This window comes from Serratia sp. CC22-02 (genome assembly GCF_900182895.1).
Classification (GTDB): domain Bacteria; phylum Pseudomonadota; class Gammaproteobacteria; order Enterobacterales; family Enterobacteriaceae; genus Serratia; species Serratia nevei.
This window is the reverse complement of record NZ_FXUD01000005.1, coordinates 65,920-91,282: the sequence shown is the minus strand read 5'-3', so window position 1 is coordinate 91,282 and position 25,363 is coordinate 65,920. Positions and strand designations below refer to the sequence as shown.

General features: G+C 60.9%; 22 protein-coding genes. 7 read left to right on the top strand and 15 right to left on the bottom strand.

What is annotated here, in order from left to right; genetic code table 11:
• The 3 genes from QOL81_RS17410 to QOL81_RS17400 all read right to left on the bottom strand — a co-directional run.
• Positions 1 to 4,897, bottom strand: a 4,897-nt coding sequence (locus QOL81_RS17410; RefSeq protein WP_283439959.1) for a non-ribosomal peptide synthetase, incomplete at its 3' end; no start/stop codon positions are given.
• A 612-nt stretch (positions 4,898 to 5,509) separates the two neighbouring features.
• Positions 5,510 to 6,199 (bottom strand): LrgB family protein, encoded by a 690-nt coding sequence (locus QOL81_RS17405; RefSeq protein WP_004936833.1) that lies wholly within the window; start codon positions 6,197 to 6,199, stop codon positions 5,510 to 5,512.
• Positions 6,192 to 6,614 carry a CidA/LrgA family protein gene (locus tag QOL81_RS17400; protein ID WP_004936830.1) on the bottom strand — a complete coding sequence of 141 codons (423 nt, stop codon included), beginning with the start codon at positions 6,612 to 6,614 and terminating at the stop codon, positions 6,192 to 6,194. The genes QOL81_RS17405 and QOL81_RS17400 overlap by 8 nt, the downstream gene beginning before the upstream one ends.
• Before the next feature lie 140 nt (positions 6,615 to 6,754).
• On the opposite strand from QOL81_RS17400, the gene QOL81_RS17395 reads away from it, so the two are divergent.
• On the top strand, positions 6,755 to 7,642 hold the full coding sequence (locus QOL81_RS17395; RefSeq protein ID WP_025304429.1) for a LysR family transcriptional regulator: 888 nt from the start codon (positions 6,755 to 6,757) through the stop codon (positions 7,640 to 7,642).
• Between the two features lie 73 nt (positions 7,643 to 7,715).
• On the opposite strand, the gene QOL81_RS17390 is transcribed toward QOL81_RS17395, so the two are convergent.
• The 5 genes from QOL81_RS17390 to QOL81_RS17370 all read right to left on the bottom strand — a co-directional run bounded on the left by QOL81_RS17390 (position 7,716) and on the right by QOL81_RS17370 (position 12,819).
• Positions 7,716 to 9,365 carry a Na+/H+ antiporter gene (locus QOL81_RS17390; RefSeq protein ID WP_025304430.1) on the bottom strand — a complete coding sequence of 550 codons (1,650 nt, stop codon included), beginning with the start codon at positions 9,363 to 9,365 and terminating at the stop codon, positions 7,716 to 7,718.
• Positions 9,366 to 9,561: 196 nt separating this feature from the next.
• Positions 9,562 to 10,923, bottom strand: coding sequence for an NCS2 family permease (locus tag QOL81_RS17385; RefSeq protein WP_060425178.1), 1,362 nt, complete (start codon positions 10,921 to 10,923; stop codon positions 9,562 to 9,564).
• A 332-nt stretch (positions 10,924 to 11,255) separates the two neighbouring features.
• Positions 11,256 to 11,663, bottom strand: coding sequence for a VOC family protein (locus QOL81_RS17380; protein WP_197757934.1), 408 nt, complete (start codon positions 11,661 to 11,663; stop codon positions 11,256 to 11,258).
• Positions 11,664 to 11,710: 47 nt separating this feature from the next.
• Positions 11,711 to 12,379, bottom strand: coding sequence for a glutathione S-transferase family protein (locus QOL81_RS17375; protein ID WP_049201475.1), 669 nt, complete (start codon positions 12,377 to 12,379; stop codon positions 11,711 to 11,713).
• Positions 12,376 to 12,819, bottom strand: a complete 444-nt coding sequence (locus tag QOL81_RS17370; protein ID WP_047570370.1) for a lipocalin-like domain-containing protein — start codon at positions 12,817 to 12,819, stop codon at positions 12,376 to 12,378. Before QOL81_RS17370 ends, QOL81_RS17375 begins: the two co-directional genes overlap by 4 nt.
• 196 nt (positions 12,820 to 13,015) lie before the next feature.
• Between QOL81_RS17370 and bhsA the strand changes: the two genes are divergently transcribed.
• Positions 13,016 to 13,276, top strand: coding sequence for a multiple stress resistance protein BhsA (gene bhsA / locus QOL81_RS17365; RefSeq protein ID WP_025304435.1), 261 nt, complete (start codon positions 13,016 to 13,018; stop codon positions 13,274 to 13,276).
• 55 nt (positions 13,277 to 13,331) lie between these two features.
• On the opposite strand, the gene QOL81_RS17360 is transcribed toward bhsA, so the two are convergent.
• Entirely contained in the window at positions 13,332 to 14,249 is a 918-nt protein-coding gene (locus QOL81_RS17360) for a LysR family transcriptional regulator (RefSeq protein ID WP_049201481.1), read from the bottom strand.
• A 132-nt stretch (positions 14,250 to 14,381) separates the two neighbouring features.
• Here QOL81_RS17360 and QOL81_RS17355 point away from each other — a divergent pair, with 132 nt between their 5' ends.
• The gene (locus QOL81_RS17355; RefSeq protein WP_060425175.1) at positions 14,382 to 15,131 is read left to right on the top strand and encodes a 3-oxoacyl-ACP reductase family protein; all 750 of its coding nucleotides are present in this window, start codon (positions 14,382 to 14,384) and stop codon (positions 15,129 to 15,131) included.
• A 63-nt stretch (positions 15,132 to 15,194) separates the two neighbouring features.
• On the opposite strand, the gene ssb1 is transcribed toward QOL81_RS17355, so the two are convergent.
• Positions 15,195 to 15,725 carry a single-stranded DNA-binding protein SSB1 gene (ssb1, locus tag QOL81_RS17350; RefSeq protein WP_004936793.1) on the bottom strand — a complete coding sequence of 177 codons (531 nt, stop codon included), beginning with the start codon at positions 15,723 to 15,725 and terminating at the stop codon, positions 15,195 to 15,197.
• Between the two features lie 277 nt (positions 15,726 to 16,002).
• Here ssb1 and uvrA point away from each other — a divergent pair, with 277 nt between their 5' ends.
• From uvrA to QOL81_RS17335, 3 genes are all read left to right on the top strand, one after another.
• Positions 16,003 to 18,831 (top strand): excinuclease ABC subunit UvrA, encoded by a 2,829-nt coding sequence (gene uvrA / locus QOL81_RS17345; protein ID WP_060425173.1) that lies wholly within the window; start codon positions 16,003 to 16,005, stop codon positions 18,829 to 18,831.
• A 329-nt stretch (positions 18,832 to 19,160) separates the two neighbouring features.
• A complete protein-coding gene (locus QOL81_RS17340) occupies positions 19,161 to 19,967 on the top strand; it encodes a MipA/OmpV family protein (RefSeq protein ID WP_230200995.1) in 807 nt (268 codons plus the stop codon).
• Between the two features lie 236 nt (positions 19,968 to 20,203).
• Complete coding sequence (locus QOL81_RS17335; RefSeq protein ID WP_175444088.1) at positions 20,204 to 21,001, top strand: M48 family metallopeptidase; 798 nt, start codon at positions 20,204 to 20,206, stop codon at positions 20,999 to 21,001.
• Between the two features lie 15 nt (positions 21,002 to 21,016).
• Here the strand turns inward: QOL81_RS17335 and maa are convergent, their stop codons facing one another.
• From maa to QOL81_RS17310, 5 genes are all read right to left on the bottom strand, one after another.
• Positions 21,017 to 21,574: a maltose O-acetyltransferase gene (gene maa, locus QOL81_RS17330; protein WP_060425164.1), complete on the bottom strand. Its 558-nt coding sequence runs from the start codon at positions 21,572 to 21,574 to the stop codon at positions 21,017 to 21,019.
• A gap of 152 nt (positions 21,575 to 21,726) precedes the next feature.
• Positions 21,727 to 22,080, bottom strand: coding sequence for an MmcQ/YjbR family DNA-binding protein (locus tag QOL81_RS17325; protein WP_038874311.1), 354 nt, complete (start codon positions 22,078 to 22,080; stop codon positions 21,727 to 21,729).
• Between the two features lie 4 nt (positions 22,081 to 22,084).
• A complete protein-coding gene (locus QOL81_RS17320) occupies positions 22,085 to 22,501 on the bottom strand; it encodes a secondary thiamine-phosphate synthase enzyme YjbQ (RefSeq protein ID WP_004936779.1) in 417 nt (138 codons plus the stop codon).
• Positions 22,502 to 22,627: 126 nt separating this feature from the next.
• Positions 22,628 to 23,821, bottom strand: coding sequence for an amino acid aminotransferase (locus QOL81_RS17315; RefSeq protein ID WP_060425162.1), 1,194 nt, complete (start codon positions 23,819 to 23,821; stop codon positions 22,628 to 22,630).
• A gap of 80 nt (positions 23,822 to 23,901) precedes the next feature.
• A complete protein-coding gene (locus tag QOL81_RS17310) occupies positions 23,902 to 24,375 on the bottom strand; it encodes an Lrp/AsnC family transcriptional regulator (protein WP_049201491.1) in 474 nt (157 codons plus the stop codon).
• A 215-nt stretch (positions 24,376 to 24,590) separates the two neighbouring features.
• Between QOL81_RS17310 and QOL81_RS17305 the strand changes: the two genes are divergently transcribed.
• Positions 24,591 to 25,358: a transporter substrate-binding domain-containing protein gene (locus QOL81_RS17305; RefSeq protein WP_060425160.1), complete on the top strand. Its 768-nt coding sequence runs from the start codon at positions 24,591 to 24,593 to the stop codon at positions 25,356 to 25,358.
• Positions 25,359 to 25,363: the final 5 nt, after the last annotated feature.

The following is a 25,363-nucleotide window of genomic DNA, read 5'->3' as shown; positions in this document are numbered from 1 at the left end:
TCAGCGTTTCGCGCCAGTATTGCGCCTGCGCCGCCAGCCGCTCCGGCGTCAGATAGCGACGCTGCCAGGCGGCGTAATCCGGGTATTGCAGCGTCGGCAGCGGCAGTGGATCGGCATCGCCGCGACGGAAAGCGCCGTACAACGCCCCCAGTTCACGCAGCAAAATGCCGGTCGACCAACCGTCGGAGACGATGTGATGACAGGTGAGCAGGAACAGGTGCTCCTCATCCGCCAGGCGGATCAGCGCGGCGCGCACCAGCGGCCCCTGCGTCAAATCGAACGGTTGAGTGGCCGCCTGACGGCACAGCGTGTCGGCTTGCGCGGGGTGACGTCGCAGATCGTGGAACGCAAGCGGCAGCCCGTTTGCCGGCAAAATCTGCACCTGTGGCCGATCTTCCCGGGTGATGAACCGACTACGCAGCGATTCGTGACGCGCATAGAGCGCATCCAGACTATGTTGCAGCGCCTGCCGGTCCAACCGGCCGTGCAGCCGCAGCGCCAGGGGGATATGGTAGGTTTCGCTCATCCCCTCCAACTGGGTCAGGAACCACAGGCGTTGCTGGGCGAACGACAGGGGCAATTCGCCGTCGCGCGCCACCGGCAGTATCGGCAGCGGTTCCTGAGCCGGCGCAACTTCCAGCGCCTGCGCCAGCACGTGCAGTACCGGGCTGGCGAACAGCGCCTGCAACGGTAACTGCCATCCGGCCTGTTGCACGCGGTTAGCCAGGCGCACCGCCATCAGCGAATGCCCGCCCAGTTCGAAGAAGTGGTCATAGCGACCGACGCGCTCTACGCCCAGCAGCTCGCGCCAGATAGCCGCCAGCAGGTTTTCCGCCTCGCCCTGCGGCGGCGCATAGGCTTCACGCACATAGGCGTCGACCTGCGGCACCGGCAGAGCCCGCTTGTCCAATTTGCCGTTGCCGGTCAGCGGCAACGCCTCCAGCCAAACGTAAGCCATCGGCACCATATAATCCGGCAGCCGCGCCTGCAGATGCTGGCGCAGCCCGGTCGCCAGCGTAGCGCGTTCGGCTTCCGGTGCCGGAACCACCCACGCCACCAGTCGCTTGCCCCCGTCGCCATCGTCAATCGCGTCCACGGCTACGCTGCGCACGCGCGGATCGGTACTCAGCTGTGCCTCCACCTCGCCGCATTCGATGCGGAAACCGCGGATTTTTACCTGCTGGTCATTGCGCCCCAGGTATTCGATATCGCCCCCCGGCAGATAGCGCGCCAGATCGCCGGTACGATACATGCGCGCACCCGGCGCCCGGTTGAAAGGATCATCGAGAAAACGTTCCGCCGTCAATTCGGGCCGGTTCAGGTAACCCCGCGCCACCCCTTCGCCACCGACGTACAGTTCGCCGATCGCCCCCATCGGCACCGGTTCGCCGTCGGCGCCCAGCAGATACAAGCGCAAATCCGGGATGCGGCTGCCGATCGGACTGGTGGTGATCGCCGTGTCCTGCGCCGACAGCGGCCGATAAGTCACATGCACCGTGGTCTCGGTGATACCGTACATGTTGATCAACCGCGTCTGCCGGTTCTCTGGACGAGCAAACCACGGCACAAGATCGGAAGGCTTCAGCATTTCGCCACCAAACACGATCTCGCGTAGCTGCTGGCGCGCTTCGCTGTGCGCCTGAGCTTGGATAAAGGCTTTGAAGGCACTCGGCGTCTGGTTCAATACCGTGATGCCGCTGCGGCAGACGAAATGATAAAAATCCGGCGCCGAGCGGGCGATCGCCTGCGGTACGATGAACAGCTGGCCGCCATACAGCCAGGCGCCCCAGATCTCCCAGACGGAGAAGTCGAAGGCGAATGAGTGGAACAGGCACCACCTGTCGGCGGCGCTGAAGTTGAACCAGGCGTTCGTCGCGCTGAACAACCGCGCGACCTGCCGGTGCTCCACCATCACCCCTTTGGGTTTGCCGGTCGAGCCGGAGGTATAAATCACATACGCCAGGTGCGCCGGGCGCACCCCGACGTCCTGCAGATCGCCGCTTTCCCCCGTCAGTGGCTGTTCCAGCGCCAGCACCGGCACCTCGCAGTCACCCAGCGCTTGTCGGCCGAGCTCATCCGCCAACAGCAGCACCGGCGCTGAGTCCGCCAGGATGTACTGTAGCCGCTCGCCGCTATAGGCGGGATCCAGCGGCACATAGGCGCCGCCGGCTTTGAGGATCCCCAGCAGCCCGACCAGCATCGGCAGCCCGCGCCCGGCGCACAGCGCCACCAGGCTGTCCGGCTGCACGCCAAGCTGTACCAGCCGATGGGCCCAACGGTTCGCCTGGGTATTCAATTCCGCGTAGGTCAGGCTGTCATCGCCATACGTCACCGCGATCGCCTCCGGCGTCCGTCTGACCTGTGCTTCGAACAACCGGTGCAGACAAACCGCCGGCGAGTGTGAAGCGACGGTATGGTTGAGGCCCTGCAGCAACTGCGCGCGCTCTTCCTCGGAAACCAGACTGAGTTCGCCGACGGTGCGACGATGAGAACCCGCCCTCACCGCATCGTTGAGCAGCATCAGCAGATGTTGCGTCGCACGCAACATCTGTTCGTCAGCCACGGAGGCGGCGTCGTAGACCCAACGGAAAGCGCCGTCAGCCTTGCAGATTTGCAATACCGCGCGCGAGCCGGAAGCCATGATGGCGGCAACCCCCTCGTCTTCAGGCTGCAACCCCTGCGCCGAGCGCCGGCTGACGATCGATACCGCCGTCGGCCAAGTCTGAGGCGCTCGCAGGTCCGCATCGCGCGTCAGCAACGCGGGATGATAATCGGCATGAGCGCGCAGCTGGCTATATTCCTGTTCCAGCGCGGCCAACGCCTGCTGGAAATTGCCGGTGTGATCAACAGAGACCTGCAGCGGCAGCACGCGCGCGCTCAGGTGAGCCCAACGTCCCCAATTCCGATCGTCCGGGGTGATCCACCCCAGCTGAAAATCGGTTTCATTGCACATGCGCGCCAGATAAAGGGTTGCTGCCGCCAGCACCTGCTCGCCGGCAATTTTTTCTAGGCGCTGCCAGGCTGTCGCCTGCCAGCGTGCGGGAAGATCCGCCTGGCGGCCAGGCCCCGGCGGGAACGGCGCCGGATAATAACGCGTCAGACGCGGTTGCCAAAAAGCGGCGCTATCGGCGCTGGCGCCATACGCCGCGCCTAACAGCGAGGCTTCGGCAGCGTTAATCGTCGGCAAGACCGAGCCGACAGACAAGCCGCAGGCCTGCGCCAGCGCATCGCCTGGCTGAACCGATCCGTCGGCGCGCAAGAACGGCCCGACGCGCACCACGCCGGGGTTCGCGGCAATCACCCAGCCGTCGGCCTCGACGTGCAGCAGGGTACCGGGCTCGGCCTGCCGCTCATCGCTCACCGCCTGCAGCGCCGTCACGCCCAACACGCGCTCCGCCAGCAGTATCTTCGCCGCGCATCCCGCGCCATGGCTCAGCGAGCTCACCAGGCGCTGCAGCGCCTCAGCCGGGCGATCCCAACGAATGATGCCGCCGGCAGGCGGTTGCCGACGGTTGGTGTAAAAGCTGCCGCCGGCCTCGGCATCCGCCAGCGCCGCCACTTGCCGATCCAACGCCTCGATCGTCCCCGCCGTTGATGCGTTCAGCGCCCGTAAAATAAACTGGAAACGGCGCTGCAAAACATCCAGATCGCCTAATGAATTTGCATAAGCGGCGTCAGAAAAAGTGACGTCCAGCTCATTCGCCTGCTGGTCTTCATACAGCATAATCTGTAGATCGCCGGACGGAATATTCCCGCCATAATACCAACGGGTGCGGCATCCCCAGAAAGGATCGCCGTGGTCGAAAGAAACAATGTTAATTGAAGGGCCAAACCAGGCGGAATCCGTCGCGCCATTGTCACGCCGAATGTCCTCCCCACGATATAATTGATGGCGAACCACTTTTGCTATTTCGGCCGCAACCTTTTGGATAAATTCGGCCAGGCTCAGCTGGGGTTCAACCTTGATAATCAAAGGGACAACGTTAGAGGTCATACCAATACTGTTTCGTTCTCTCGTCCCGGTCACCGGCATGCTGAAATTAAGATATTCACTGCCGGTCAGGCTGTAGAAACATAATGCTACGGCGGCGGCCAATATATGTGCGCGGTGTACGCCGATATTGTCGGCTTGTTGCTGCAGCTGATCCAATGCCTCTTTTTCCAGCAGCTGCGTGTTGCGGTTCATCGCGGCGTCCGGGGTCAATATGGCTCTACGCGACAAACTCTGCGGCGCAGCGGCAGTATATTCCCGCCAAAAAGCCTGATCGGAAGAAAAGCGTGAGGAGTCGCGGTATTTGATGTCGTTTTCATAAAGCAGAGAGAAATTGCAGTTGGCGAATTCAGGGATGACGCCGCCGGACGCCAGCGCGTTATAGTAGGCCGCGATGCGCCGCATCACTTCCTCGGCACTGCGGCCGTCGGTGATCATATGGTGGAAACGCCGATAGAGGACATAGCGCTGCGGGGCGAGCGTAATCACATAAAAACTAAAAGGTTCCTCTCCCGTGGCGCGGCGCGGCAGCGCCGCATCCGCCACCATCCAGCGTCTGGCCGCCTGCAGGGGATCGGGTTCCTTACTGAGATCGAGAGTGAACAGCGGCTCATGGGTGCGTGGCGCGCGGTATTGATAAAGCTCACCGTCTTTTTCCACAAAATGCGCTTGCAGAGCCGGCGTTTCTTCCACGATTGCATCGATGGCTTGCCGCAGCAGCTTAACGTCGAGAGGCCCGTCAACCTGCCCATAGCCCCAGATATTGAACGACAACTCTTTGGAAATGTTTTCCCCCAGCCAGAGTTCACGCTGGGCGATAGTCATTTCATGCAGTTCGACTTTCTCCGCCGCAGCCTGAGCACCGGTACGGAATTCCCCACTCTTCACATCAGTTTGTTTGTTCATAATATTCTCTAGCACGTTTTCATTACGTTAATGAAAGGGACCGTCCGGATTTAGGCAAAGCCTGGCCGTCCGACAGTTCAAGTCAGAATAAAAAACCGTAGAAAAGCTGGGTCTCCCCCCAACTAAGAAAGAATGAAATGGTTAATCCAGAGGTTCCCCCCTGTGCCTCAATTTGTAGAGCTGTGAAGTATAGGAGAGGATATTTTTTTTGGCGAAATGTGCGAAAGGGAATAAATGACCATTTTATTTCCCCGATATTACTCAGGGATGACGAGCGTATTCCTCTTGTATTAATCCGATATAATTAGAGAGAAATTCATATTCTTTTGTATTATTCACCACAGTTAATGTGCAACAATACTTACGATAAGAGCCTCTCCATATCAATAAGTTATACTTTATTGTTTTAATGATAATAATTTATTGATTAATTAATTCATTACCATTAAAAATGAACGGCAATTTTGCCCGCGGCGCATCTATCGTTTTTTGTTATAACGATGGGAAAAATTATGCTGAAAAATTTCTTCGTTTTTTGGGGCGCTCATCGACGGCACCGTTCCCAACGACAGACAATGTAAAATGGGGCGGCAGAGCCCGCCCCGAGAGGTCTTACCACATCAGCCGGCCGATCAGCGGCGCGGCCACCACCGTGATAATGCCGGCCAGCATCATCACCAGGCTCGACACCACGCCCTCCTGCGGCCCCAGTTCATAAGCGCGGGCGGTGCCGGCGCCGTGCGACGAGGCGCCAAACCCGGCTCCCTTGGCCAGGCGGCTGCGCACCGCCAGCCGCAGAAACAGAATGTCGCCCACCGCCATGCCGAACACCCCGGTGATCACCACGAACAGCGCCACCAGATCCGGCTGCCCGCCCATCTGTTTGGCGGCCTCCAGCGCGAACGGCGTGGTAATCGAACGCACCGCCAGGCTGCGCTGCACCTCTTCCGGCAGCGTCAGCAGGCGCGCCAGCCACACCGAGCTGTACACCGCCACCAGCACCGCCGTCGTTACCCCGGCGGTCAGCGACAGCCAGTGGCGGCGGATGATGTGCAGATTCTCGTACACCGGCACCGCAAAGGCGATGGTCGCCGGCCCCAGCAGCCACAGCAGCCAGTGGGTTTCACCGATATAGTCCTGATAGGAGATGTGGGTGACCACCAGCAGCAGCACCAGGATCATCGGCGTCAGTACCAGCGGCATCAGCAGTAACGTGCGGCGGCGGCGGTACAGCTTTTTGTTGGCGAAGTAGAGCGCCAGCGTCGCCAGAAAGCAGGCCAGGCTGAGGATAAAATCATTCATGGCGCTGCTTCCGTCGCTGCAGCCAAATCTCCAGCCGATACACCCTGTCCACCACCAGCCCGGTGGCGCCCAGCGTCAGCATGGTGCTGACCGCGATCACCAGAAAGATCTTCCAGCCCTCGACCATCAGCAGCTGGGCATAGTTGACCACCGCCACCACCGCCGGCACGAAGAACAGCAGCATTTCCGCCAGCAGCCAGCGGGAGCCGGCCTTGACCCAGCTCAGCGGCAGAATGCGCAGCAGGATCAGCGCCAGCAGCATCAGCATGCCGACGATATTGGCGGGGAGCGGCAGGTGGAATTGTTGCACCAGGCGATCGGCGATCAGGAACAGCGCCGCATACAACGCCACCTGAATCGGCACCTGCAAACGGGTCAGCAGGGAGGGGGCAACGCGGCGTAACGCCAGAGACATGGAAGATGACCTCAAACAATAAATTGACGGCCTACAGTATACGCAGCCGGGAAACCACGCCTGAAATGAATTAAAATTATCGACATCATGCCGTCCGGGAATAGTTTCCCGCCGGTAGCGCCCTCAAGGAGAACCCTAACGTGGATGTCCGCACCCTGCGCTACTTCGTTGAAGTGGTGCGCCAGCAAAGCTTCACCCGCGCGGCGGAAAAACTGTTCGTCACCCAGCCCACCATCAGCAAGATGCTGCGGCATCTGGAAGAGGAGCTGGAATGCACGCTGCTGATCCGCGAAGGCCGCAAGCTGCGCCTGACCGACAGCGGCCAGGCGGTGTATCAGCGCGGCCTGACGATCCTCGACGAATTCCGCCAGCTGGAGGCGGAGCTGGAAGACATCAGCTCGGTGAAAAAGGGCGTGCTGCGGCTGGGCATTCCGCCGATGGTGGGCAGGCAGATCGCCGATCTGATCCGCCGCTTTCGCCAGACCTACCCCGGCATCGAATTAAAAATTTCCGAGCTGGGCGGGCTGTCGGTCGAACAGGCGGTGATGTCCGGCGAACTGGATCTGGCGATGACGGTGCTGCCCTTCGATTCGGAACAGCCGCTGACCTTTCTGCCGCTGCTGGGCCATCCGATGTGCGTGGTGGCGCCGCGCACGCCGCAGTGGCTCAACCGCACCCGCATCAATATCGCCGAATTGGCCGACAGCCCGATCCTGATTTATAACGAAGACTTTGCGCTGTACAAGATGCTGATGAAGGCGTTTCGCCAGGCCGGTTTTGAACCGCAAATCGCGGTGCGCAGCGGCCAATGGGATTTCCTCGCCTCAATGGTGCAGGCCGGCGTGGGCATCGCCATGCTGCCGGAGCCGGTCTGCCGCTGGCTGGACAAGGAAAACCTGGTCTGGCTGCCGCTGGAGCCGCGCATGGAGTGGAAAATCGGGCTGATCTGGCGCCAGGGCAGCTACCTGTCGCACAGCGCGCAGGCCTGGATCGCCTGCTGCCGCGACTACTGGCCGCCGCTCAAGTAGCCAAAAAACAAGGGCCGCACAGGCGGCCCTTCGGGAAGAAATAAAGAGGAAAACATGATTCCTCTTCTGAGGTTTACCCTTCGCGCTCGATCAGCAGCGCTTCGAGCAGGTCGAGATCGTGCAGCAGTTTTTGCAGCGTCTCGTTGCTGATTTTCTGCGTGGCGCGCAGGTGGTACAGCTCGCCGCGCTCGGCGCGCAGCGCCGTCAGGCGGAAACGCCGCTCGAGGTTTTCCATCGCCAGCGCATTCTCGATATCGTCTTTCGACGCGATGCGCCGCCGCAGCATGCCCGTCACCCGCGAGCTGACCTCTTTCAACACCTGCGGATCGAGGTTCTCTTCGGTATCGGCGACCAGACGCTCTTCCATTTTATTCACGCTCTCGATCGCCACTTCGGCCGCCATGGCGATCGCCATGCGCTCTTCGTGCTTGCTGGCGCTCTTGTCGGCCACCTGAACGCCGCGCAGCAGCAGCGGCAATGCCAGCACGCCGACGATCAACGACAGCAGGATCACCCCGGCGGCGATAAACACCAGCTGATAGCGCGCCGGGAAGGCGGTGCCGTCGCTCAGCAACAGCGGTATCGACAGCACACCGGCCAGGGTAATCGCCCCGCGCACCCCGGCGAACGACGCCACCCACAGCTCACGCGTGCTGTAGTCGCCGAACTGCAGCGGGCGCTTTTTCATAAAGCGGTTGCTGGCCTTCTTCATCACCCACAGCCAGGTGAAACGCAGCACCAGCAGCGCGGCGTAGATGGTGGCCACGTCGGCGAACAGGTACCAGGTCTGGATGGTCGGATCCAGCTCCGCCTGCAGGATAGAGGTTTCAAGAATGCCCGGCAGCTGCAGGCCCAACATGATGAACACCATGCCGTTGAACACGAACTCCAGCATCGCCCATACGCTGTTGGCGCGCAGGCGCATCGCCAGCGGCGCGTTGCGGATCACGCCGGATTGGCTGATGGTCATCCCCGCCGCCACCGCCGCCAGGATGCCGGAAACGCCGATATGTTCGGCGATCAGGTAGGAGGCGAACGGCAGCAGCAGCAGGAATACGATCTGGGTCGCCGGATCGTCGCCGCTCCAGCGGCTCATCACCCGCAGCGATTTACTGTAGGTCCAGGTGACCGCCACGCCGGCCAGCAGGCCACCGATCGCCACTTTGAGGAACTCGAGGGTTGCGCCGCCCACGGTGAACACCATGGTGCCCATCGCCACCGCGATGGCAAACTTGAGCGACACCAGGCCGGATGCGTCGTTCATCAGCGCCTCGCCTTCGAGCACGCCCATGATCGGCTTAGGAATGCGCCCTTTGCCGACGATGCCGGACAGCGCCACGGCATCGGTCGGCGACAGCACCGCCGCCAACGCGAAGGCCGCCACCAGCGGAATGCCCGGCACCATGGCGTAGATCAGATAGCCGACGCCGACCACGGTGATCAGCACCAGCACCAGCGCCAGGCCGAGAATTTCACGCCCGTGGTGCAGGAATTCGCGCGTTGGCGTTTTCCAACCGTCGGCGAACAGCAGCGGCGGGATGAACAGCACCAGGAACAGTTCGGGATCAAAGTCGACGTGCAGCCCGAAATGCGGCCAGGCCAACAGGGCCCCGATGGCGATTTGCATCAGCGGCAGCGGCACCTGGAACGGCAACATGCGCGTCACTACCCCGGACAGGGAGACCACCAGGATCAAAATGAGGATTGTAAAAAAGATTTCCATGCTTTCCTTAGACTCTACGATTCAGACGACATCGGCTCAGGGCCTGCGTTGGTCCCGATAGTAGATCACTTTTTTTACAGCCGTTAAAGCTTGTTGTGCCTTTCAAAACGCGGTGCAGAGCAGAAGAAGACTTATCTTAAGAAGGGAAATGCCGTGACAGTTTCCCTCGCCCGCCGGGCGAGGGAAGCTGAGGGTCTTAAATCGCCCAGCCGCCGGCGTAGAACGCCACCAGCGCCACGGCGATCAGCACGGTGCCGATGTTCAGCTTACGCCATTCGCCGGAGAAGATGCGGCCGATGACCAGCGAGCTGAAGCCCAGCATGATGCCGGTAACGATGTTGCAGGTCAGTACGATGAACACCGCACACAGCAGGCCGGCCATCGCGTCGACGAAGTCGTTGAAGTCCAGCTTGGTGACGTTGCTCAGCATCAGCAGGCCGACGTACATCAGCGCCGGTGCGGTGGCATAGACCGGCACCAGATAGGCCAGCGGCGACAGGAACAGGATCAGCAGGAACAGAATGCCGACCACGGTGGCGGTCAGGCCGGTCTTGCCGCCCGCGGCGGTGCCGGCGGCGGATTCGATGTAGACCGCGGCGGGCGCGGCGCCCACCAGGCCGGAGAAGATGCTGCTCAGGGAATCCGAGGTCAGCGCCTTGCCGCCGTTGATGATCTGCCCGTCTTTATCCAGCAGGTTGGCCTGCCCGGCCACCGCGCGGATGGTGCCGGTGGCGTCGAACACCGCGGTCATCACCAGCGCCAGCACGCTCGGCAACACCACCGGCTGCAATGCGCCCATGATATCCAGGCTGAAGATCAACGATTTGCCGTCAGCGTCCGCCAGGTTCGGCATGGCGAACAGCCCCTGGTATTTCACCGCCGGGTCGAAGATCAGGCCGATGATGGAAATGGCGATGATCACCAGCAAAATGCCGCCGGGCACGCGCAGTTTTTCCAGGCCGAAGATCACCGCCAGGCCGACCAGCGTCATCACCACCGGGAAGGAGGTGAACGCGCCGAGCGCCACCGGCAGGCCATCCAGCGGGTTCTTCACCACCAGGCCGACGCCGTTGGCGGCGATCAGCAGCAGGAACAGACCGATACCGATGCCGGTGCCGTGCGCCACGCCCATCGGCAGGTTGCGCAGGATCCAGGCGCGGATGCCGGTGACCGAGATAATGGTAAACAGTACGCCCATCAGGAACACCGCACCCAGCGCCACCGGAATGCTGATGTGCTGGCCCAGCACCAGGCTGAAGGCGGTGAAGGCGGTCAACGAGATCGCACAGCCGATCGCCATCGGCAGGTTAGCCCACAGCCCCATCAGCAGCGAGCCCAGCCCGGCCACCAGGCAGGTGGAGACAAACACCGCCGCCGGCGGGAAGCCCGCTTTGCCCAGCATGCTCGGCACCACGATCACCGAGTACACCATCGCCAGGAAGGTGGTTAGCCCCGCCACCACCTCCTGGCGCACGCTGCTGCCGCGCGCGGAAATTTTAAAATAGCCATCAAGCCCGCCGGTTGGTTTTGCGGCGTGGTTCGCTTGAGAGTTCGACATAGGTTACTTCCCCTGTGTTTCATGAATCGGCCCGTCGCAGCAGGCCTGTAATCTCGCCCGCGCCCGATCGTCACGTAATCGTTTACGTCACGTTCCGCATCCTTGCCCTTCTGTCGCAGCGCCAACGGCGATGCGCACCAAGGCAAACGTTTAACTCGCAGCGCGCGGTACGGGTGATTTATGGTGGTTTATTCAAGGCAAACGATTATCCTGCCTTCCATAGCGTCTAATCAACTAAAGATCGCGGCAATTTATGCAGAAAGCGGCGGGAATGACGCCTGTACGATAAAACCGGGGCGACGGGCGCCCCGGCGAACGCCGTCGCGGCAGGGTTATTGCGTCTGCACCGCAGCGGGATCCATATACATCAATTCCCAGATATGGCCATCCAGATCCTGAAAACCGTGGCCGTACATCACGCCGTAGTCCCGCGGCGGGTGGTAGGTGTTGCCGCCGCCGGCGACCGCCTTGCGCACCAGTTTGTCCACCGCCGCCCGGCTGGGTTGCGACAGGCATACCAGCACTTCGGTGGCCTGCTTGGCGTCGCCGATCGGGTTCGGGGTAAACATTCTGAATTTGTCGTGGGTCAGCAACATCACGTAAATCGTGTCGCTGACCACCATGCACGCGGCGGTGTCATCGGTGAATTGCGGATTGAAAGTGAAACCCAGGTGGGTGAAGAACGCCATCGAGGCGGGCAGATCGCTGACGGGCAGGTTAACGAAGATTTGCGTAGCCATGGGCTACCTCCGATGAAGAATGACCCCATCGAGTATAGCCCATCCGGTTAGCTCAGCAGGTCGTAAGGGCCGCCCTGCTCCAACGCCCGCTGGTAGGCGGGCCGGGCGTGAATGCGCTGCAGAAAACCGCGCAGTTTCGGGCAATCATCCAACGCGCCGCGCGCCGCCATCGCCTCCAGCGGGAAGCTCATCTGAATGTCCGCCGCGCTGAAGTCGTTGCCGACAAACCAGCTGCCCTTGTTCAGGTGCTGTTCGAGGAATTCGCAGTGCGGCGCGATCTGCTTGTCGAGATATTCGCGCTGCACGCCCTTGCCGATCGCGCCGGCCACCGGCCGCAGCAGCCAGGGGATCGGCGGCTGGCCGAGCCGGCTGAACACCAGTTTCATCACCAACAGCGGCATCAGCGATCCTTCGGCGTAGTGCAGCCAGTAGCGGTATTGCTGGCGCGCGTGGAAGTCGGTCGGCATGAACATCCCTTGCGCGTCATAGGCTTCTTGCAGGTATTCGATGATGGCGCCGGATTCCGCCAGCGTCAGATCGCCGTCGACGATCACCGGCGATTTGCCCAGCGGATGGATCTTTTTCAGCGCCGCCGGCGCCAGCATAGTCTGCGGATCGCGTTCGTAGCGTTGCACCTGATAGGGCACGCCCAGCTCTTCCAGAAACCACAGAATGCGCTGCGACCGCGAGTGATTGAGATGATGAACAATGATCATAAAGAAGCTCCTGTCCGCTGCCACACCAGTTCGCCCACCTGCACGCCGTTGCCGAGCTGCAAGGGCACCGTGCGCAACGTCAGCCGATCGCCGCTGAAAGCGTAAAAACGCACCTGACGGCTGCCTACCCAGTTGGGGAACGAACAGCCTTCGACCTGATGCACCACCCGCTGTTCGCTTTCCTCCACCTGATAGCGGCCGAAGTAGCAAATCATATTGATGAAGGCCGCGCGGATCTCCCGCTCGGACCCCTGCGCCAAATCGTCGGCGGCGAAACGCGGCCGCACGGCACTGTACAGCTGCGCCGCCATCGTGCCGTTGGCCTCATAGTGGATTCGCCCCAACACCTGCTCGCCCAGCGGGTAATTCAGCTCGCCGTTCTGGTTTTTGAACACCGACGACACCAGCGCCCAACTGCCGATAAACGCGTTTACCGTCATTACGCTTCTCCGGTTAAGGATCGTCTGTATAGGGTAGTGGCGATTTTTACCGCACGCCAGCGGATGAAAAAACAATCAATTTATTTGACTGAGATACTCAAAACTCTCCGATTTTTTATTCCGCCCCGTCGCACTATTATTTAACACATCGAGAGACAACGGGCTCTCATCCAATCAATACGCTGAGGAACACATCATGAAAAACGTCAAAATTTTTGCTACCGCTGCACTGCTGGCTACCGCTTCTTTTGCTACCTTCGCCGCTGACCTGCCATCCAGCCAACCCGCTGCAGACGCCCAGAAAATCGGCGTAGTCTCCGTTAGCGGCGCCACCAACCTGAGCGCGCTGGAAAGCGAACTGGCCAGCAAAGCCGCCGCGTCGGGCGCCAGCTCATACCGCATCGTCGCCGCCGGCGGCCAGAACAAACTGTACGGCACCGCAGAAATCTTCAACTGATCGTCGAACAGCCAACCGACGGAAGAAAGAAGCCCCGCAAGGGGCTTTTCTCGTTTTAGCGGGCGTCGAAGCGTGTCGCCAGCTTCTGCAGGCGAAACTGCTCGGTGATGAAATCGACAAAAACCCGGGTTTTGGTCGGTAAGAATTTGGTGGTGGGAAAATAAAGGTGCATGCTGCCGCGATCGACATACCAACCCGGCAACACCCGCACCAGGCGGCCGTTTTCCAGATAGGGCACCGCATTCGGCATGGCGATCAAGGCAATGCCCAAGCCCATTTCCGCCGCCCGCGCCGCCGCCTCCGGCTCGTTTACCGTCATGCCAATCGCCATCGCCGGCGCATGCTGCTCGTTTTCCGCATTGCGCAGCGGCTGATGGCGGATGCGCCCGGTCTGTGGCGAACGGATGAAAATCCCGGTGTGTTGCGCCAGCTGTTCCGGCTGCCGCAGCGGCGGCCGTTGCCGCAGATAATCCGCCGAAGCCACCAACACGCCGTGTGCGGGCGCCAGCTCGCGCGCAATCATCCCCTGAGCCAGTTCGATGCCGCCGCCCAACGCGGCGTCGAAGTGCTCGCCGATCAGATCCACCTGGCGATTATCGAAATGCCAGTCCGGCACGATCGCCGGATAACGCGCCAGAAAATCCGGCAACATCGGCAACACGAAATTCAGACCGAAAGCGGTGCCCATGCTGATCCTCAGGCTGCCGGCCGCCACGCCGCCGCTGCTGCTCAGGCCCTTCAACGCGCACTGAATCGACTGCAGGCCACCGCTGACTTCCTGCAAAAAACGCTCGCCCTCTTCGGTCAGGATCAGCTGGCGAGTGTTGCGCTGAAACAGGCGCACGCCAACCAGCGTCTCCAGCCGGGTGACGTTTTTGCCCACCGCCGCCGGGCTGAGGCCCAGCTTGCGGCCGGCGGCGGAAAAGCTGCCGTTTTCCGCGCTGCTGACGAAGCATTCCAGGTGTCCCAGCATACTTTTCCTCTATGGATTTCAAACTAATGGTTTGAACTGATTATAGCTCTTTGTGGCTAGTGGCCGTGCCGGCGATCTCCGATACTGAATGCCGGCACTTTACTTTACCCTCACCCACTTTGGAGAAATAACATGACCACAGCACACCCTCTGCAAGGCAAAGTCGCGTTCGTTCAAGGCGGTTCACGCGGCATCGGCGCCGCCATCGTTAAACGTTTGGCGAGTGAAGGCGCCGCCGTCGCCTTTACCTACGCCGCCTCGGCCGATCGCGCCGAAGCGGTGGCAAGCGCCATCACCGCCGCCGGCGGCAAAGCCCTCGCCATCAAGGCCGACAGCGCCGATGCGGCGGCGCTGCAGCAGGCGGTGCGCCAGGCGGTCAGCCAGTTCGGCAATCTGGATATTCTGGTGAACAACGCCGGGGTGTTTACGCTGGGCAGCACCGAGGAACTGGCGTTGGAAGACCTGGATCGCATGCTGGCGGTCAACGTGCGCAGCGTGTTCGTCGCCAGCCAGGAGGCGGCGCGCCACATGAACGACGGTGGCCGCATCATCCACATCGGCAGCACCAACGCCGAGCGCGTGCCGTTCGGCGGCGCGGCGGTGTATGCGATGAGCAAATCGGCGCTGGTCGGCCTGACCAAAGGCATGGCGCGCGATCTCGGCCCGCGCGGCATCACCGTCAATAACGTGCAGCCCGGCCCGGTGGACACCGAAATGAACCCGGATGCCGGCGAGTTCGCCGATCGGCTCAAGCAGCTGATGGCGATCGGCCGCTACGGCAAAGATGAAGAGATCGCCGGCTTCGTCGCCTACCTCGCCGGCCCGCAGGCGGGTTATATCACCGGCGCCAGCCTGAGCATCGACGGCGGCTTCTCGGCGTAACCGCCCCTGAAATGCAAAAAGCCCCGTGAAGGGGCTTTTTTGTTGGCTGTAAACGGCCGGATATCAGAACGGGATATCGTCGTCGAAATCCATTGGCGGTTCGTTGCTGGTCGCCGGAGCGCTGTTCTGCGCCGGGCGAGACTGCTGCTGGCCGCCGCTGAACTGGTTGCCGCCCTGTGGCTGCTGAGGCTGGCCCCAACCGCCCTGGCCACCGGCAGATTGACCGGCCGGTGCGCCGCCGCCCTGACGGCCGCCCAGCATCTGCATGGTGCCGCCGACGTTAACCACGATCTCGGTGGTGTAGCGATCCTGGCCGCTCTGATCCTGCCATTTACGGGTCTGCAGGGAGCCTTCGATGTAGACCTGAGAGCCCTTGCGCAGGTATTCGCCCGCCACTTCGGCCAGTTTGCCGAACAGCACGACGCGGTGCCACTCGGTCTTCTCTTTCTGTTCGCCGGTCGCCTTGTCACGCCAGCTTTCGGAGGTCGCCAGGGTAATGTTGGCCACTGCGCCGCCGTTCGGCATGTAACGGACTTCTGGATCCTGACCCAGATTCCCGACCAGAATTACTTTGTTTACGCCTCTGCTGGCCATGAGCACTTCTCCCGATGATTGATTTCTACACAGTATAAACGCGTCAGTTTACCACGCTGAGTGCGAAACCACACCCGTGTTGATAAGTGCGAATTGCATTCCAGAATTGTCTTTTCGATCGACCTTGTTGCATTCGCATACTGGATATTCATTCAGGTTTTTTTGTGTCATAATTATGCGTTTCGACCAGGCTGTGCCGGTTTTTTGCGAGATCCATCACAAAATCCCCCGCAAAAATCGCGACAGGCGCGGTGTATCATCAAGACGGGAAGTGTAAATGGACAATATCGAAGTTCGTGGTGCTCGAACCCATAATCTGAAAAACATCAACCTGATCATCCCGCGTGACAAACTGATCGTCGTCACCGGCCTGTCCGGTTCCGGCAAGTCATCGCTGGCTTTCGATACGCTGTATGCCGAAGGGCAACGCCGCTACGTCGAATCGCTCTCCGCCTATGCGCGCCAGTTCCTGTCGCTGATGGAAAAACCCGACGTCGACCATATCGAAGGCCTGTCGCCGGCGATCTCCATCGAGCAGAAATCCACCTCGCACAACCCGCGATCCACGGTCGGCACCATCACCGAGATCCACGACTACCTGCGCCTGCTGTTCGCCCGCGTTGGCGAGCCGCGCTGCCCGGATCACCATGTGCCGCTGGCGGCACAAACCGTCAGCCAGATGGTCGATAACGTGCTGAGCCAGCCGGAAGGCAAACGCCTGATGCTGCTGGCGCCGGTGGTGAAAGACCGCAAGGGCGAGCACACCAAAACGCTGGAAAACCTGGCCGCCCAGGGCTACATCCGCGCGCGCATCGACGGCGAAGTGTGCGATCTGTCCGATCCGCCGAAGCTGGAGCTGCAGAAGAAACACACCATCGAAGTGGTGGTCGATCGCTTCAAGGTGCGCGACGACATGGCGCAGCGCCTGGCCGAATCGTTCGAAACCGCGCTGGAATTGTCCGGTGGCACCGCGGTGGTGGCGGACATGGACGACGAGAAAGCGGACGAGCTGCTGTTTTCCGCCAACTTCGCCTGCCCGATCTGCGGCTACAGCATGCGCGAGCTGGAACCGCGCTTGTTTTCCTTCAACAACCCGGCCGGCGCCTGCCCGACCTGCGACGGCCTGGGCGTGCAGCAGTTCTTCGATCCGGATCGCGTGGTGCAAAACCCCGAGCTGTCGCTGGCCGGCGGCGCGATCCGCGGCTGGGATCGCCGCAACTTCTATTACTTCCAGATGCTGCGCTCGCTGGCGGAGCACTATGAGTTCGACGTAGAGGCGCCGTTCAACACCCTGAGCGCCAACGTGCAGAAGGCAGTGCTGAGCGGCTCCGGCAAAGAGTCGATCGAATTCAAATACATCAACGATCGCGGTGACACCACCGTGCGCCGCCATCCGTTCGAAGGCGTGCTGCACAACATGGAGCGCCGCTACAAAGAGACCGAATCCAGCGCGGTGCGCGAAGAGCTGGCGAAGTTCATCAGCAACCGCCCTTGCGCCTCGTGCCACGGCACCCGCCTGCGCGAAGAAGCGCGCAACGTGTTCGTAGAAGACACCACGCTGCCGGAGATCTCCGATTTGAGCATCGGCCATGCGATGACCTTCTTCCAGAACATGAAGCTCAGCGGCCAACGCGCCAAAATCGCCGAAAAAGTGCTGAAAGAGATCGGCGATCGCCTGAAATTCCTGGTGAACGTCGGCCTGAACTACCTGTCACTGTCCCGCTCGGCGGAGACGCTCTCCGGCGGCGAAGCGCAGCGTATCCGTTTGGCCAGCCAGATCGGCGCCGGCCTGGTGGGCGTGATGTACGTGCTGGATGAGCCGTCGATCGGCCTGCACCAGCGCGACAACGAGCGCCTGCTGGAAACGCTGATCCACCTGCGCAACCTCGGCAACACGGTGATCGTGGTGGAGCATGACGAAGACGCCATCCGCGCCGCCGACCACGTGATCGACATCGGCCCCGGCGCCGGCGTGCACGGCGGCCAGGTGGTGGCGGAAGGCACCGTCGACGACATCATGGCGCAGCCGGAGTCGCTGACCGGCCAGTTCCTCAGCGGCAAGCGCGAGATCGCCATTCCGGCGCAGCGCGTGCAGGCCGATCCGACCAAGGTGCTGAAGCTGAGCGGCGCGCGCGGCAACAACCTGAAGGACGTGACGCTGACGCTGCCGGTCGGGCTGTTTACCTGCATCACCGGCGTTTCCGGCTCCGGCAAATCGACGCTGATCAACGATACGCTGTTCCCGATCGCTCAGCGCCAGCTCAACGGCGCCACCATCGCCGAACCGGCGCCGTTCCGCGAAGTGACCGGCCTGGAACATTTCGACAAGGTGATCGACATCGATCAAAGCCCGATCGGCCGCACGCCGCGCTCCAACCCGGCCACCTACACCGGCATTTTTACCCCGGTGCGCGAGCTGTTCGCCGGCGTGCCGGAATCGCGCAGCCGCGGTTATACGCCGGGCCGTTTCAGCTTCAACGTCAAGGGCGGGCGCTGTGAAGCCTGCCAGGGCGACGGGGTGATCAAGGTCGAGATGCACTTCCTGCCGGACATCTACGTGCCGTGCGACCAGTGCAAGGGCAAGCGCTATAACCGCGAAACGCTGGAAGTGAAGTACAAGGGCAAGAGCATCCACGAAGTGCTGGAGATGACCATCGAAGAAGCGCGTGAGTTCTTCGACGCGGTGCCGGCGCTGGCGCGCAAGCTGCAGACCCTGATGGATGTCGGCCTGTCGTACATCCGTCTCGGCCAGTCGGCCACCACGCTCTCCGGCGGTGAGGCGCAGCGCGTCAAGCTGGCGCGCGAGCTGTCGAAACGCGGCACCGGCCAGACGCTGTATATCCTCGACGAGCCGACCACCGGTCTGCACTTCGCCGATATCCAGCAGCTGTTGGCGGTGCTGCATCAGCTGCGCGATCAGGGCAACACCATCGTGGTCATCGAGCATAACCTGGACGTGATCAAGACCGCCGACTGGATCGTCGATCTGGGGCCGGAAGGCGGCAGCGGCGGCGGCGAAATCCTGGTCGCCGGCACGCCGGAAACCGTGGCCGAGTGTGAAAAATCGCACACCGCACGCTTCCTGAAACCGCTGCTGGAAAAATAACGGCGGGTTATCCCTCTCAACGAGGCGGAATAGGCCGCCTCGTTGAGCAATCAACATATCCCTTTCTGAAAAACATTAAATCATCTTCTCTGCATCATGCCTTTAAAAACAGGCGCTTTGAGCCCTGCCAATAATAAACTCGCCCAATCATGCCACTCGTTTGGCTGTTGTTTATTCCCCATGCGTTTCACTGTTGCGGTGAAATAACGCCAATGACGCGCCGTCGTCTGTCAATTAATCAATATAAACCTGGCGTTTATAAATAAGCTGCAATTAATCGCCGGCCTGCGGGCCGTATATTCAATGGGATGATATAAAAGGTGTTTAACGTGGATACTAAACTGGGAACCTCTGTCGCCGCGCTGTTATTTCTGTTTCCTTTCGCCGCTCAGGCGCAGGACGGCGAGGCCTCTTTAACGCTCGCCGGCGGCCTTGCCGTCGCCCCCGCCTATGAAGGCTCTTCTTTTTACAGCATTGAACCCTTGTATCAGGTGAATGCCGGCTATCAAAACGCCAGCTGGGGGGAGCTCAGCGCAGGCAGCGAGGGGGCACGCTGGCAATTCCCGCTTGCCGGCCCCGTCGGCATCGCGTTATTGCTCAACTATGACGCCGGCCGTGACGAGGAAATCAGAACCTTGCGCGGGCGCAACACACGACTCAAGGGCATGGGCAAGCTGGGTGGCGCACTGGAGGCCGGCGCCGAACTGAGCTACCAACTCGATCCCTTCCGCGCCTACGTAAAAGGCATGCAGGCAACGCGCAAGCGCAGCTACGGCGGGGAAGAACTGGGCCACACGGCCTATGTGGAAACCGGGCTCACCGGGCAATATCCACTCAGCGAACAGCTGACATTGATCGGCAACCTCTCCACCACCTGGGCCAACAGCGGCTATCAGCGCGGCTATTTCGGCGTGACGTCGCAGCAGGCACAGCGCAGCGCTTTCAGCGCTTATCGGCCGGGCAGCGGCTTCAAGGACGCGACCCTCACCGCCGCGCTCAATTACCAATGGCGACCGAACGTGGCCTTCCAGGCCGGGGTCGGCGTGACCCGTCTGCTGGGCGACGCGGCCGACAGCCCTATCGTCGAAAAAACCACGTCGGGTATGGCCTTCACCAGCGCCAGCTACAGCTTCTGACGTTTTACCCAATGAGAGCGAGCGCGTACGCCCGTCAGATAACGCCATAACGCGACGGTGAAAAAATAAACTATAGTTTAACGAATTGTGAGGTAAACAGGCGGATAATTAAACCATGCCATATTTACCTGACAATATCTGGCGTTGCTCTCCCTTATTAAGGATATTTTATGTGCCAACATCATTCGACAGAATGTCGTAACTTCACGGCATTTCGCCACCGCTGGGAAATGCCCATGATCTGGCTATCGGCGATAATAACACTTCTCGGTTTTTTATTTGGCATCGCCGCTATCGTCGCGTCCTCGGACGAGACGATTCTGGGATTAGGCACGGAAGCCAAAGAAACATTGGATACGCTCAGCCTGTTCGCCTTATTACCGCTGATCCCTATCGCTTTCTATATTTATCGTTTCTATCTCGCCGCCCAGGCGAAATCCAACGCCTTGCGCGTCGGGCCGGCACAATTTCCCGAGCTGTTCGCGCTGTATCAGGATATTGGCCGCCGCCTGGAGCTCAAGACGCTGCCGAAGCTCTACCTGACCAACGGCAACGGCGTGGTCAACGCCTTTGCGCTGGAATGCAACCGCCGTCAGCGCTATGTGGTGATCCACGCTGAAATCGCCATGCTGATGCCCACCGCGCCGGAGATCGTGGAGTTCGTGCTGGCGCACGAGCTGGCCCACCACAAGCTGCGCCACGTGTCGCTGTGGCGCCTGGCGATCGGCGTCGTACCGCAATCGCTGGTGCTGCCCGGCCTGGCGACCACCCGCGCACAGGAGTATTCCGCAGACCGCGTGGCGCTCGCCCTCTGCCCGAATTACGCCGACACGGTGCGGCTGCTGGCCGTCGGCCCCTGGATGCAGCACGGCGTGAACCCGCAGGCCTGGCTGGAACAGTGCGAAGAAGAAAACAAGGAGCTGTTTGTCCGCATCAGTAACCTGCTGTCGGATCATGCGGTGATGGTCAAACGCTTCAAGGCGCTCAAAGACATTGAGATGCACGGCTTCGAGCGCCACGGCAGCATGTTTTAATCCGCCCCGCCGGGCCTACAGCGTTTTCAGCACCCGCGCGGGGTTGCCGCCCACCACGCAGTTGGCCGGCACGTCTTTGGTCACCACCGCGCCGGAGGCCACGACCGCATTGTCGCCGATGGTCACGCCCGGATTGATCACCGCGCGTCCGCCAATCCATACGTTGTCGCCAATCTTGACCGGCTTACCGAGCTCCGCACCGCCGACGCGGGTCTCAGCGTCCAGCGGATGGGTCGCGGTGTAAATATGCACGCCCGGTGCCAGCAGGCAGTTGTCGCCGATATGCACCTCGCACACGTCGAGGATCACGCAGTCGAAATTGGCGTAGAAGTTCTTGCCGAGATAGATGTTATACCCGTAGTCGCAGCGGAAGGTCGGCTCGATGGTGCCGCCCTGATAGCCGCCCAGCAGCTCACCCAGCCACTGTTTACGCAGTTCGCCCTCTTCCGGCGAGGAGTGGTTATAGCGATGCGTCAGCTGGCGCGCGCGCCGACGCTCGCTGCGCAGCAGGTCATCGCCGGCGTCGTACAGCTCCCCGGCGATCATCTTGCGCTTTTCTTCGCTGATGGCCATGTCGGCCTCCTTATGTTATCCGCGTTTCTTGAATGCCCCAAGCGTAGCCGCTTTTGCCTGACGACAAAAAGGGAACGTTCCCAATTTAAAATCACGATCACGCTTTGACGCGAAAAAACAGGAGAAAAACGGGCGGCGCCGCCGCCCGGCAATCAGGCGCGCAGTTCCTGGCGCACGTGTTCGGGCAGGCCTTCCACCACCAGCTGATAGGAGCTGTCGATCAGCGTGTAAAACTGCGAGTTCGGCAGGTTGCCGTCGAGAAACACCGTGTTCCAGTGCGCCTTGTTCAGGCCGGCGCAGGCGACGATCTCAGGATGGTGTTCACGCAGGCTTTCCGCCAGCTCCGGGCTGGACTTGACCGCCAGCGCCGGCCGCCCTTCGACCTCGCACACCATGGCGAACATCACGTCGCCTACCTTGATCTGACTGGCCTGCCACTGGTTTTGGTCGCTTTGCTCCGCGCCCGGCTTCGCCATGCAGTACTCCAGCAATGCGCTGTTATTCATTGGGTTACTCCCCCTGTAATGTGGCCACAATACGGCGTGCTCCGCCGTGGATGCGGTGCTCCCCCAGCCAGATGCCCTGCCATGTGCCCAACATCAGCCGCCCGTGCCTGACGGGCAGCGTCAAGGACGCGCCCAGCAGCGAGGATTTGATGTGCGCCGGCATGTCGTCCGGCCCTTCGTAGTCATGCTGATAGGGTGCGTTTTCCGGCACCTGACGCAGGAAATGCTGCTCCATATCGGCTCGCACCGTGGGATCGCAGTTCTCGTTGAGCGTCAGCGAGGCCGAGGTATGCTGCAGCAACAGATGCAGCAGGCCGGTTTGCAGGCGGTGTAAGTGGGTTAACTGGTTGACGATCTCGTCGGTAACCAGATGAAAGCCACGCGCTTTTGCGCTGAGGATTAGCGTTTGCTGATGCCACATGAGTGAGCGCCCCTCAATCAGTATATTCTCTCTCCGGTTTGCGGCAACTTCGGCGGCGCGCCGGCAATAAAAAAGGAGCGATATCGCTATCGCTCCCCGATGAACGTCCGTTCAGACTAACAGGCGTTACTGCACCGCGGCAAACGCCTCGGCCACCTGACGCACGTTGTTGTGGTTCAGGCCGGCCACGCACATGCGGCCGCTGTGGATCAGGTAGACGCCGAACTCTTCACGCAGGCGATCGACCTGCGCCGCGCTGAAACCGGTGTAGCTGAACATGCCACGCTGCGCCAGCAGGTAATCGAAGTTGCGCTGCGGCAGCGCGCTCTTCAGGGTGTCCACCAGCGCGTGACGCATCTCGAGAATGCGGGTGCGCATGCTCTCCACTTCGTCCAGCCATTGGGTTTTCAGCTGGGCGTCGTTCAGCACCTTGGCCACCAGCTGCGCGCCGAAATTCGGCGGGCTCGAGTAGTTGCGGCGCACGGTGGCCTTCAGCTGGCCCAGCACGCGCCCGGCCGCCTCTTCGCTTTCGCACACCACCGACAGGCCGCCGACGCGCTCGCCGTACAGCGAGAAGATCTTCGAGAACGAGTTGCTCACCAGGCACGGCAGGCCGGCCGCCGCGATGGCGCGAATGGCGTAGGCGTCCTGCTCCATGCCGCCGCCGAAGCCCTGGTAGGCGATGTCGAGGAACGGAATGATTTCACGCTCGGCGATCACCTTGACCACCTCATCCCACTGGGCAGGGGTCAGGTCGGAACCGGTCGGGTTGTGGCAGCACGGGTGCAGCAGCGCGATGCTGTGCTTCGGCAGCTGTTTCAGCGCCGCGAGCATGGCGTCGAACTTCACGCCCAGGCTTTCGCTGTCGAAATAAGGGTAGGTATTCACCTTGAAACCGGCGCCGCTGAAGATGGCGACGTGGTTTTCCCAGGTCGGATCGCTGACCCACACCTGCGAATCCGGGAAGTAGCTTTTCAGGAAATCGGCGCCCACTTTCAACGCGCCGGAACCGCCGACGGTCTGAATGGTGGCGATACGCCCCTGCTGCAGCATCGGGTGCTGCGCGCCGAACAGCAGATGCTGGATGGCGGAACGGTAGGGTTGCAGCCCTTCCATCGGCAGGTATACCGAGGCGCCGTGCTCGACGCTGTTCAACTGCGATTCCGCCGCAGCGACCGCCCGCATCTGCGGAATGATGCCCTGCGCATCGTAGTACAGGCCGATACTCAGGTTCACCTTGTGTGCGCGCGGGTCTTGTTTGAATTTTTCCATCAGCGACAGAATGGGATCGCCGGCATAGGCGTCAACGTTCTGGAACACGGGGTTTTTCTCCTGGTTTATTTATTGTGGTTTGGGCACAGCGTTACGTTCCTAATATAGACGGAAAACCGCGTTAGGTTTTAGCTTTCTCGCGCCACCGGCAATAAACCGTTTTCCTTGATGCGATTGAGCACCACCGCCGTTTTGATATGCGCCACGCTTTTGTGCGGCGACAGCGTCTGGCTGATGAATTCGCTCAGCGCCGGCAGGTCCGCCACCGCCACTTTCAGCAGGTAATCGGCGTCGCCGGTGGTCTTGTAAGCGTCGAGGATCGCATCCACCTCCTCCAGCATCTGATGAAAGCTGTCGATCTGCTCTTGGGCGTGCGTGATCAGGCTGACTTCGATCAGCCCCACCAGCCCCAGGCCGACTGCCTCCGGCGCCAGCCGCGCGTGGTAGCCGCGGATCAGCTGCGCCTGCTCCAGGCTGATGCGCCGCCGCGAACACTGGGAGGCGGAGAGCCCCACCAGCTCGCTCAGCTCCTGATTGGTCAGCCGGCCGTTGGCCTGTAACAGCGTCAGGATTTTCATATCAAAATCGTCAATGTTGTACATAGCCACCTGTAAACTGTGTTAATAAATGTTGACGTTACAGCCTACCAGTTTTTTTACCGTTGCCGACGTCACACCCTGGCGCTTAAATCGCGTACAGCAGCAAAGCCCGGCGTTTTCGCCGGTAAGCGGCATAAAAAACGGCTAACTCATGCAGGCAAACGACAATTAACGGCGAAGTAACGCATAAAACCACGAATGTATAAAAAGGACGCCAGATGAAAAAGTTACTCCCTCTCGCGCTGCTGCTCGCCGCCGGCAGCGCCGGCGCGCAATCCCACCTGGATAAGGTGCTGCAGCAAAAGACCCTGGAGGTCTGCACCACCGGCGACTACAAGCCCTATACCTTCCTCAAGGAAGACGGCAGCTATGAAGGCATCGATATCGACATGGCGGAATCGCTGGCCAAGAGCCTGGGCGCGAAAGTGAAGTGGGTGAAGACCAGCTGGAAAACCCTGACGCCGGACTTCACCTCCGGCAAGTGCGACATTGCGATGGGCGGTATCTCCGTCACACTGGAACGGCAAAAGCAGGTGTTCTTCGCCGACAAGCTGGATACCGACGGCAAAATCCCGCTGGTGCGCTGCACCGACGTGAAGAAATACCGCACTCTCGAGCAGATCAACAAACCGTCGGTGCGTCTGTTGGAACCGGCGGGCGGCACCAACGAAGCCTTCGTGCACGCCTATCTGCCAAAGGCCAAACTGACGCTCACGCACGACAACATGAGCATTTTCCAGCAGTTGGTGGACCGCAAGGCAGACGTGATGATCACCGACGCCTCCGAGGCGCTGTACCAGCAGAAGCGCTATCCGAAGCTGTGCGCGGTGAATCCGACCAAACCGATGCAGTACGGCGAGAAGGCTTACATGCTGCCGCGCGACGATCTGAGCTGGAAACTGTATGTGGATCAGTGGCTGCACCTGGCCAAGGCGACCGGCGAATATCAGAAGATTATCGATAAGTGGTTGGCGGTAAAGAAGTAACCCGC

Bases quoted from the DNA above. Each gene is read 5' to 3' on its own strand.
- QOL81_RS17405 (WP_004936833.1), bottom strand. From the start codon at position 6,199: ATGAATGATTTTATCCTCAGCCTGGCCTGCTTTCTGGCGACGCTGGCG.
- QOL81_RS17400 (WP_004936830.1), bottom strand. From the start codon at position 6,614: ATGTCTCTGGCGTTACGCCGCGTTGCCCCCTCCCTGCTGACCCGTTTG.
- QOL81_RS17390 (WP_025304430.1), bottom strand. From the start codon at position 9,365: ATGGAAATCTTTTTTACAATCCTCATTTTGATCCTGGTGGTCTCCCTG.
- QOL81_RS17385 (WP_060425178.1), bottom strand. From the start codon at position 10,923: ATGTCGAACTCTCAAGCGAACCACGCCGCAAAACCAACCGGCGGGCTT.
- QOL81_RS17380 (WP_197757934.1), bottom strand. From the start codon at position 11,663: ATGGCTACGCAAATCTTCGTTAACCTGCCCGTCAGCGATCTGCCCGCC.
- QOL81_RS17375 (WP_049201475.1), bottom strand. From the start codon at position 12,379: ATGATCATTGTTCATCATCTCAATCACTCGCGGTCGCAGCGCATTCTG.
- QOL81_RS17370 (WP_047570370.1), bottom strand. From the start codon at position 12,819: ATGACGGTAAACGCGTTTATCGGCAGTTGGGCGCTGGTGTCGTCGGTG.
- bhsA (WP_025304435.1), top strand. From the start codon at position 13,016: ATGAAAAACGTCAAAATTTTTGCTACCGCTGCACTGCTGGCTACCGCT.
- QOL81_RS17360 (WP_049201481.1), bottom strand. From the start codon at position 14,249: ATGCTGGGACACCTGGAATGCTTCGTCAGCAGCGCGGAAAACGGCAGC.
- QOL81_RS17355 (WP_060425175.1), top strand. From the start codon at position 14,382: ATGACCACAGCACACCCTCTGCAAGGCAAAGTCGCGTTCGTTCAAGGC.
- ssb1 (WP_004936793.1), bottom strand. From the start codon at position 15,725: ATGGCCAGCAGAGGCGTAAACAAAGTAATTCTGGTCGGGAATCTGGGT.
- uvrA (WP_060425173.1), top strand. From the start codon at position 16,003: ATGGACAATATCGAAGTTCGTGGTGCTCGAACCCATAATCTGAAAAAC.
- QOL81_RS17335 (WP_175444088.1), top strand. From the start codon at position 20,204: ATGATCTGGCTATCGGCGATAATAACACTTCTCGGTTTTTTATTTGGC.
- maa (WP_060425164.1), bottom strand. From the start codon at position 21,574: ATGGCCATCAGCGAAGAAAAGCGCAAGATGATCGCCGGGGAGCTGTAC.
- QOL81_RS17325 (WP_038874311.1), bottom strand. From the start codon at position 22,080: ATGAATAACAGCGCATTGCTGGAGTACTGCATGGCGAAGCCGGGCGCG.
- QOL81_RS17320 (WP_004936779.1), bottom strand. From the start codon at position 22,501: ATGTGGCATCAGCAAACGCTAATCCTCAGCGCAAAAGCGCGTGGCTTT.
- QOL81_RS17310 (WP_049201491.1), bottom strand. From the start codon at position 24,375: ATGTACAACATTGACGATTTTGATATGAAAATCCTGACGCTGTTACAG.
- QOL81_RS17305 (WP_060425160.1), top strand. From the start codon at position 24,591: ATGAAAAAGTTACTCCCTCTCGCGCTGCTGCTCGCCGCCGGCAGCGCC.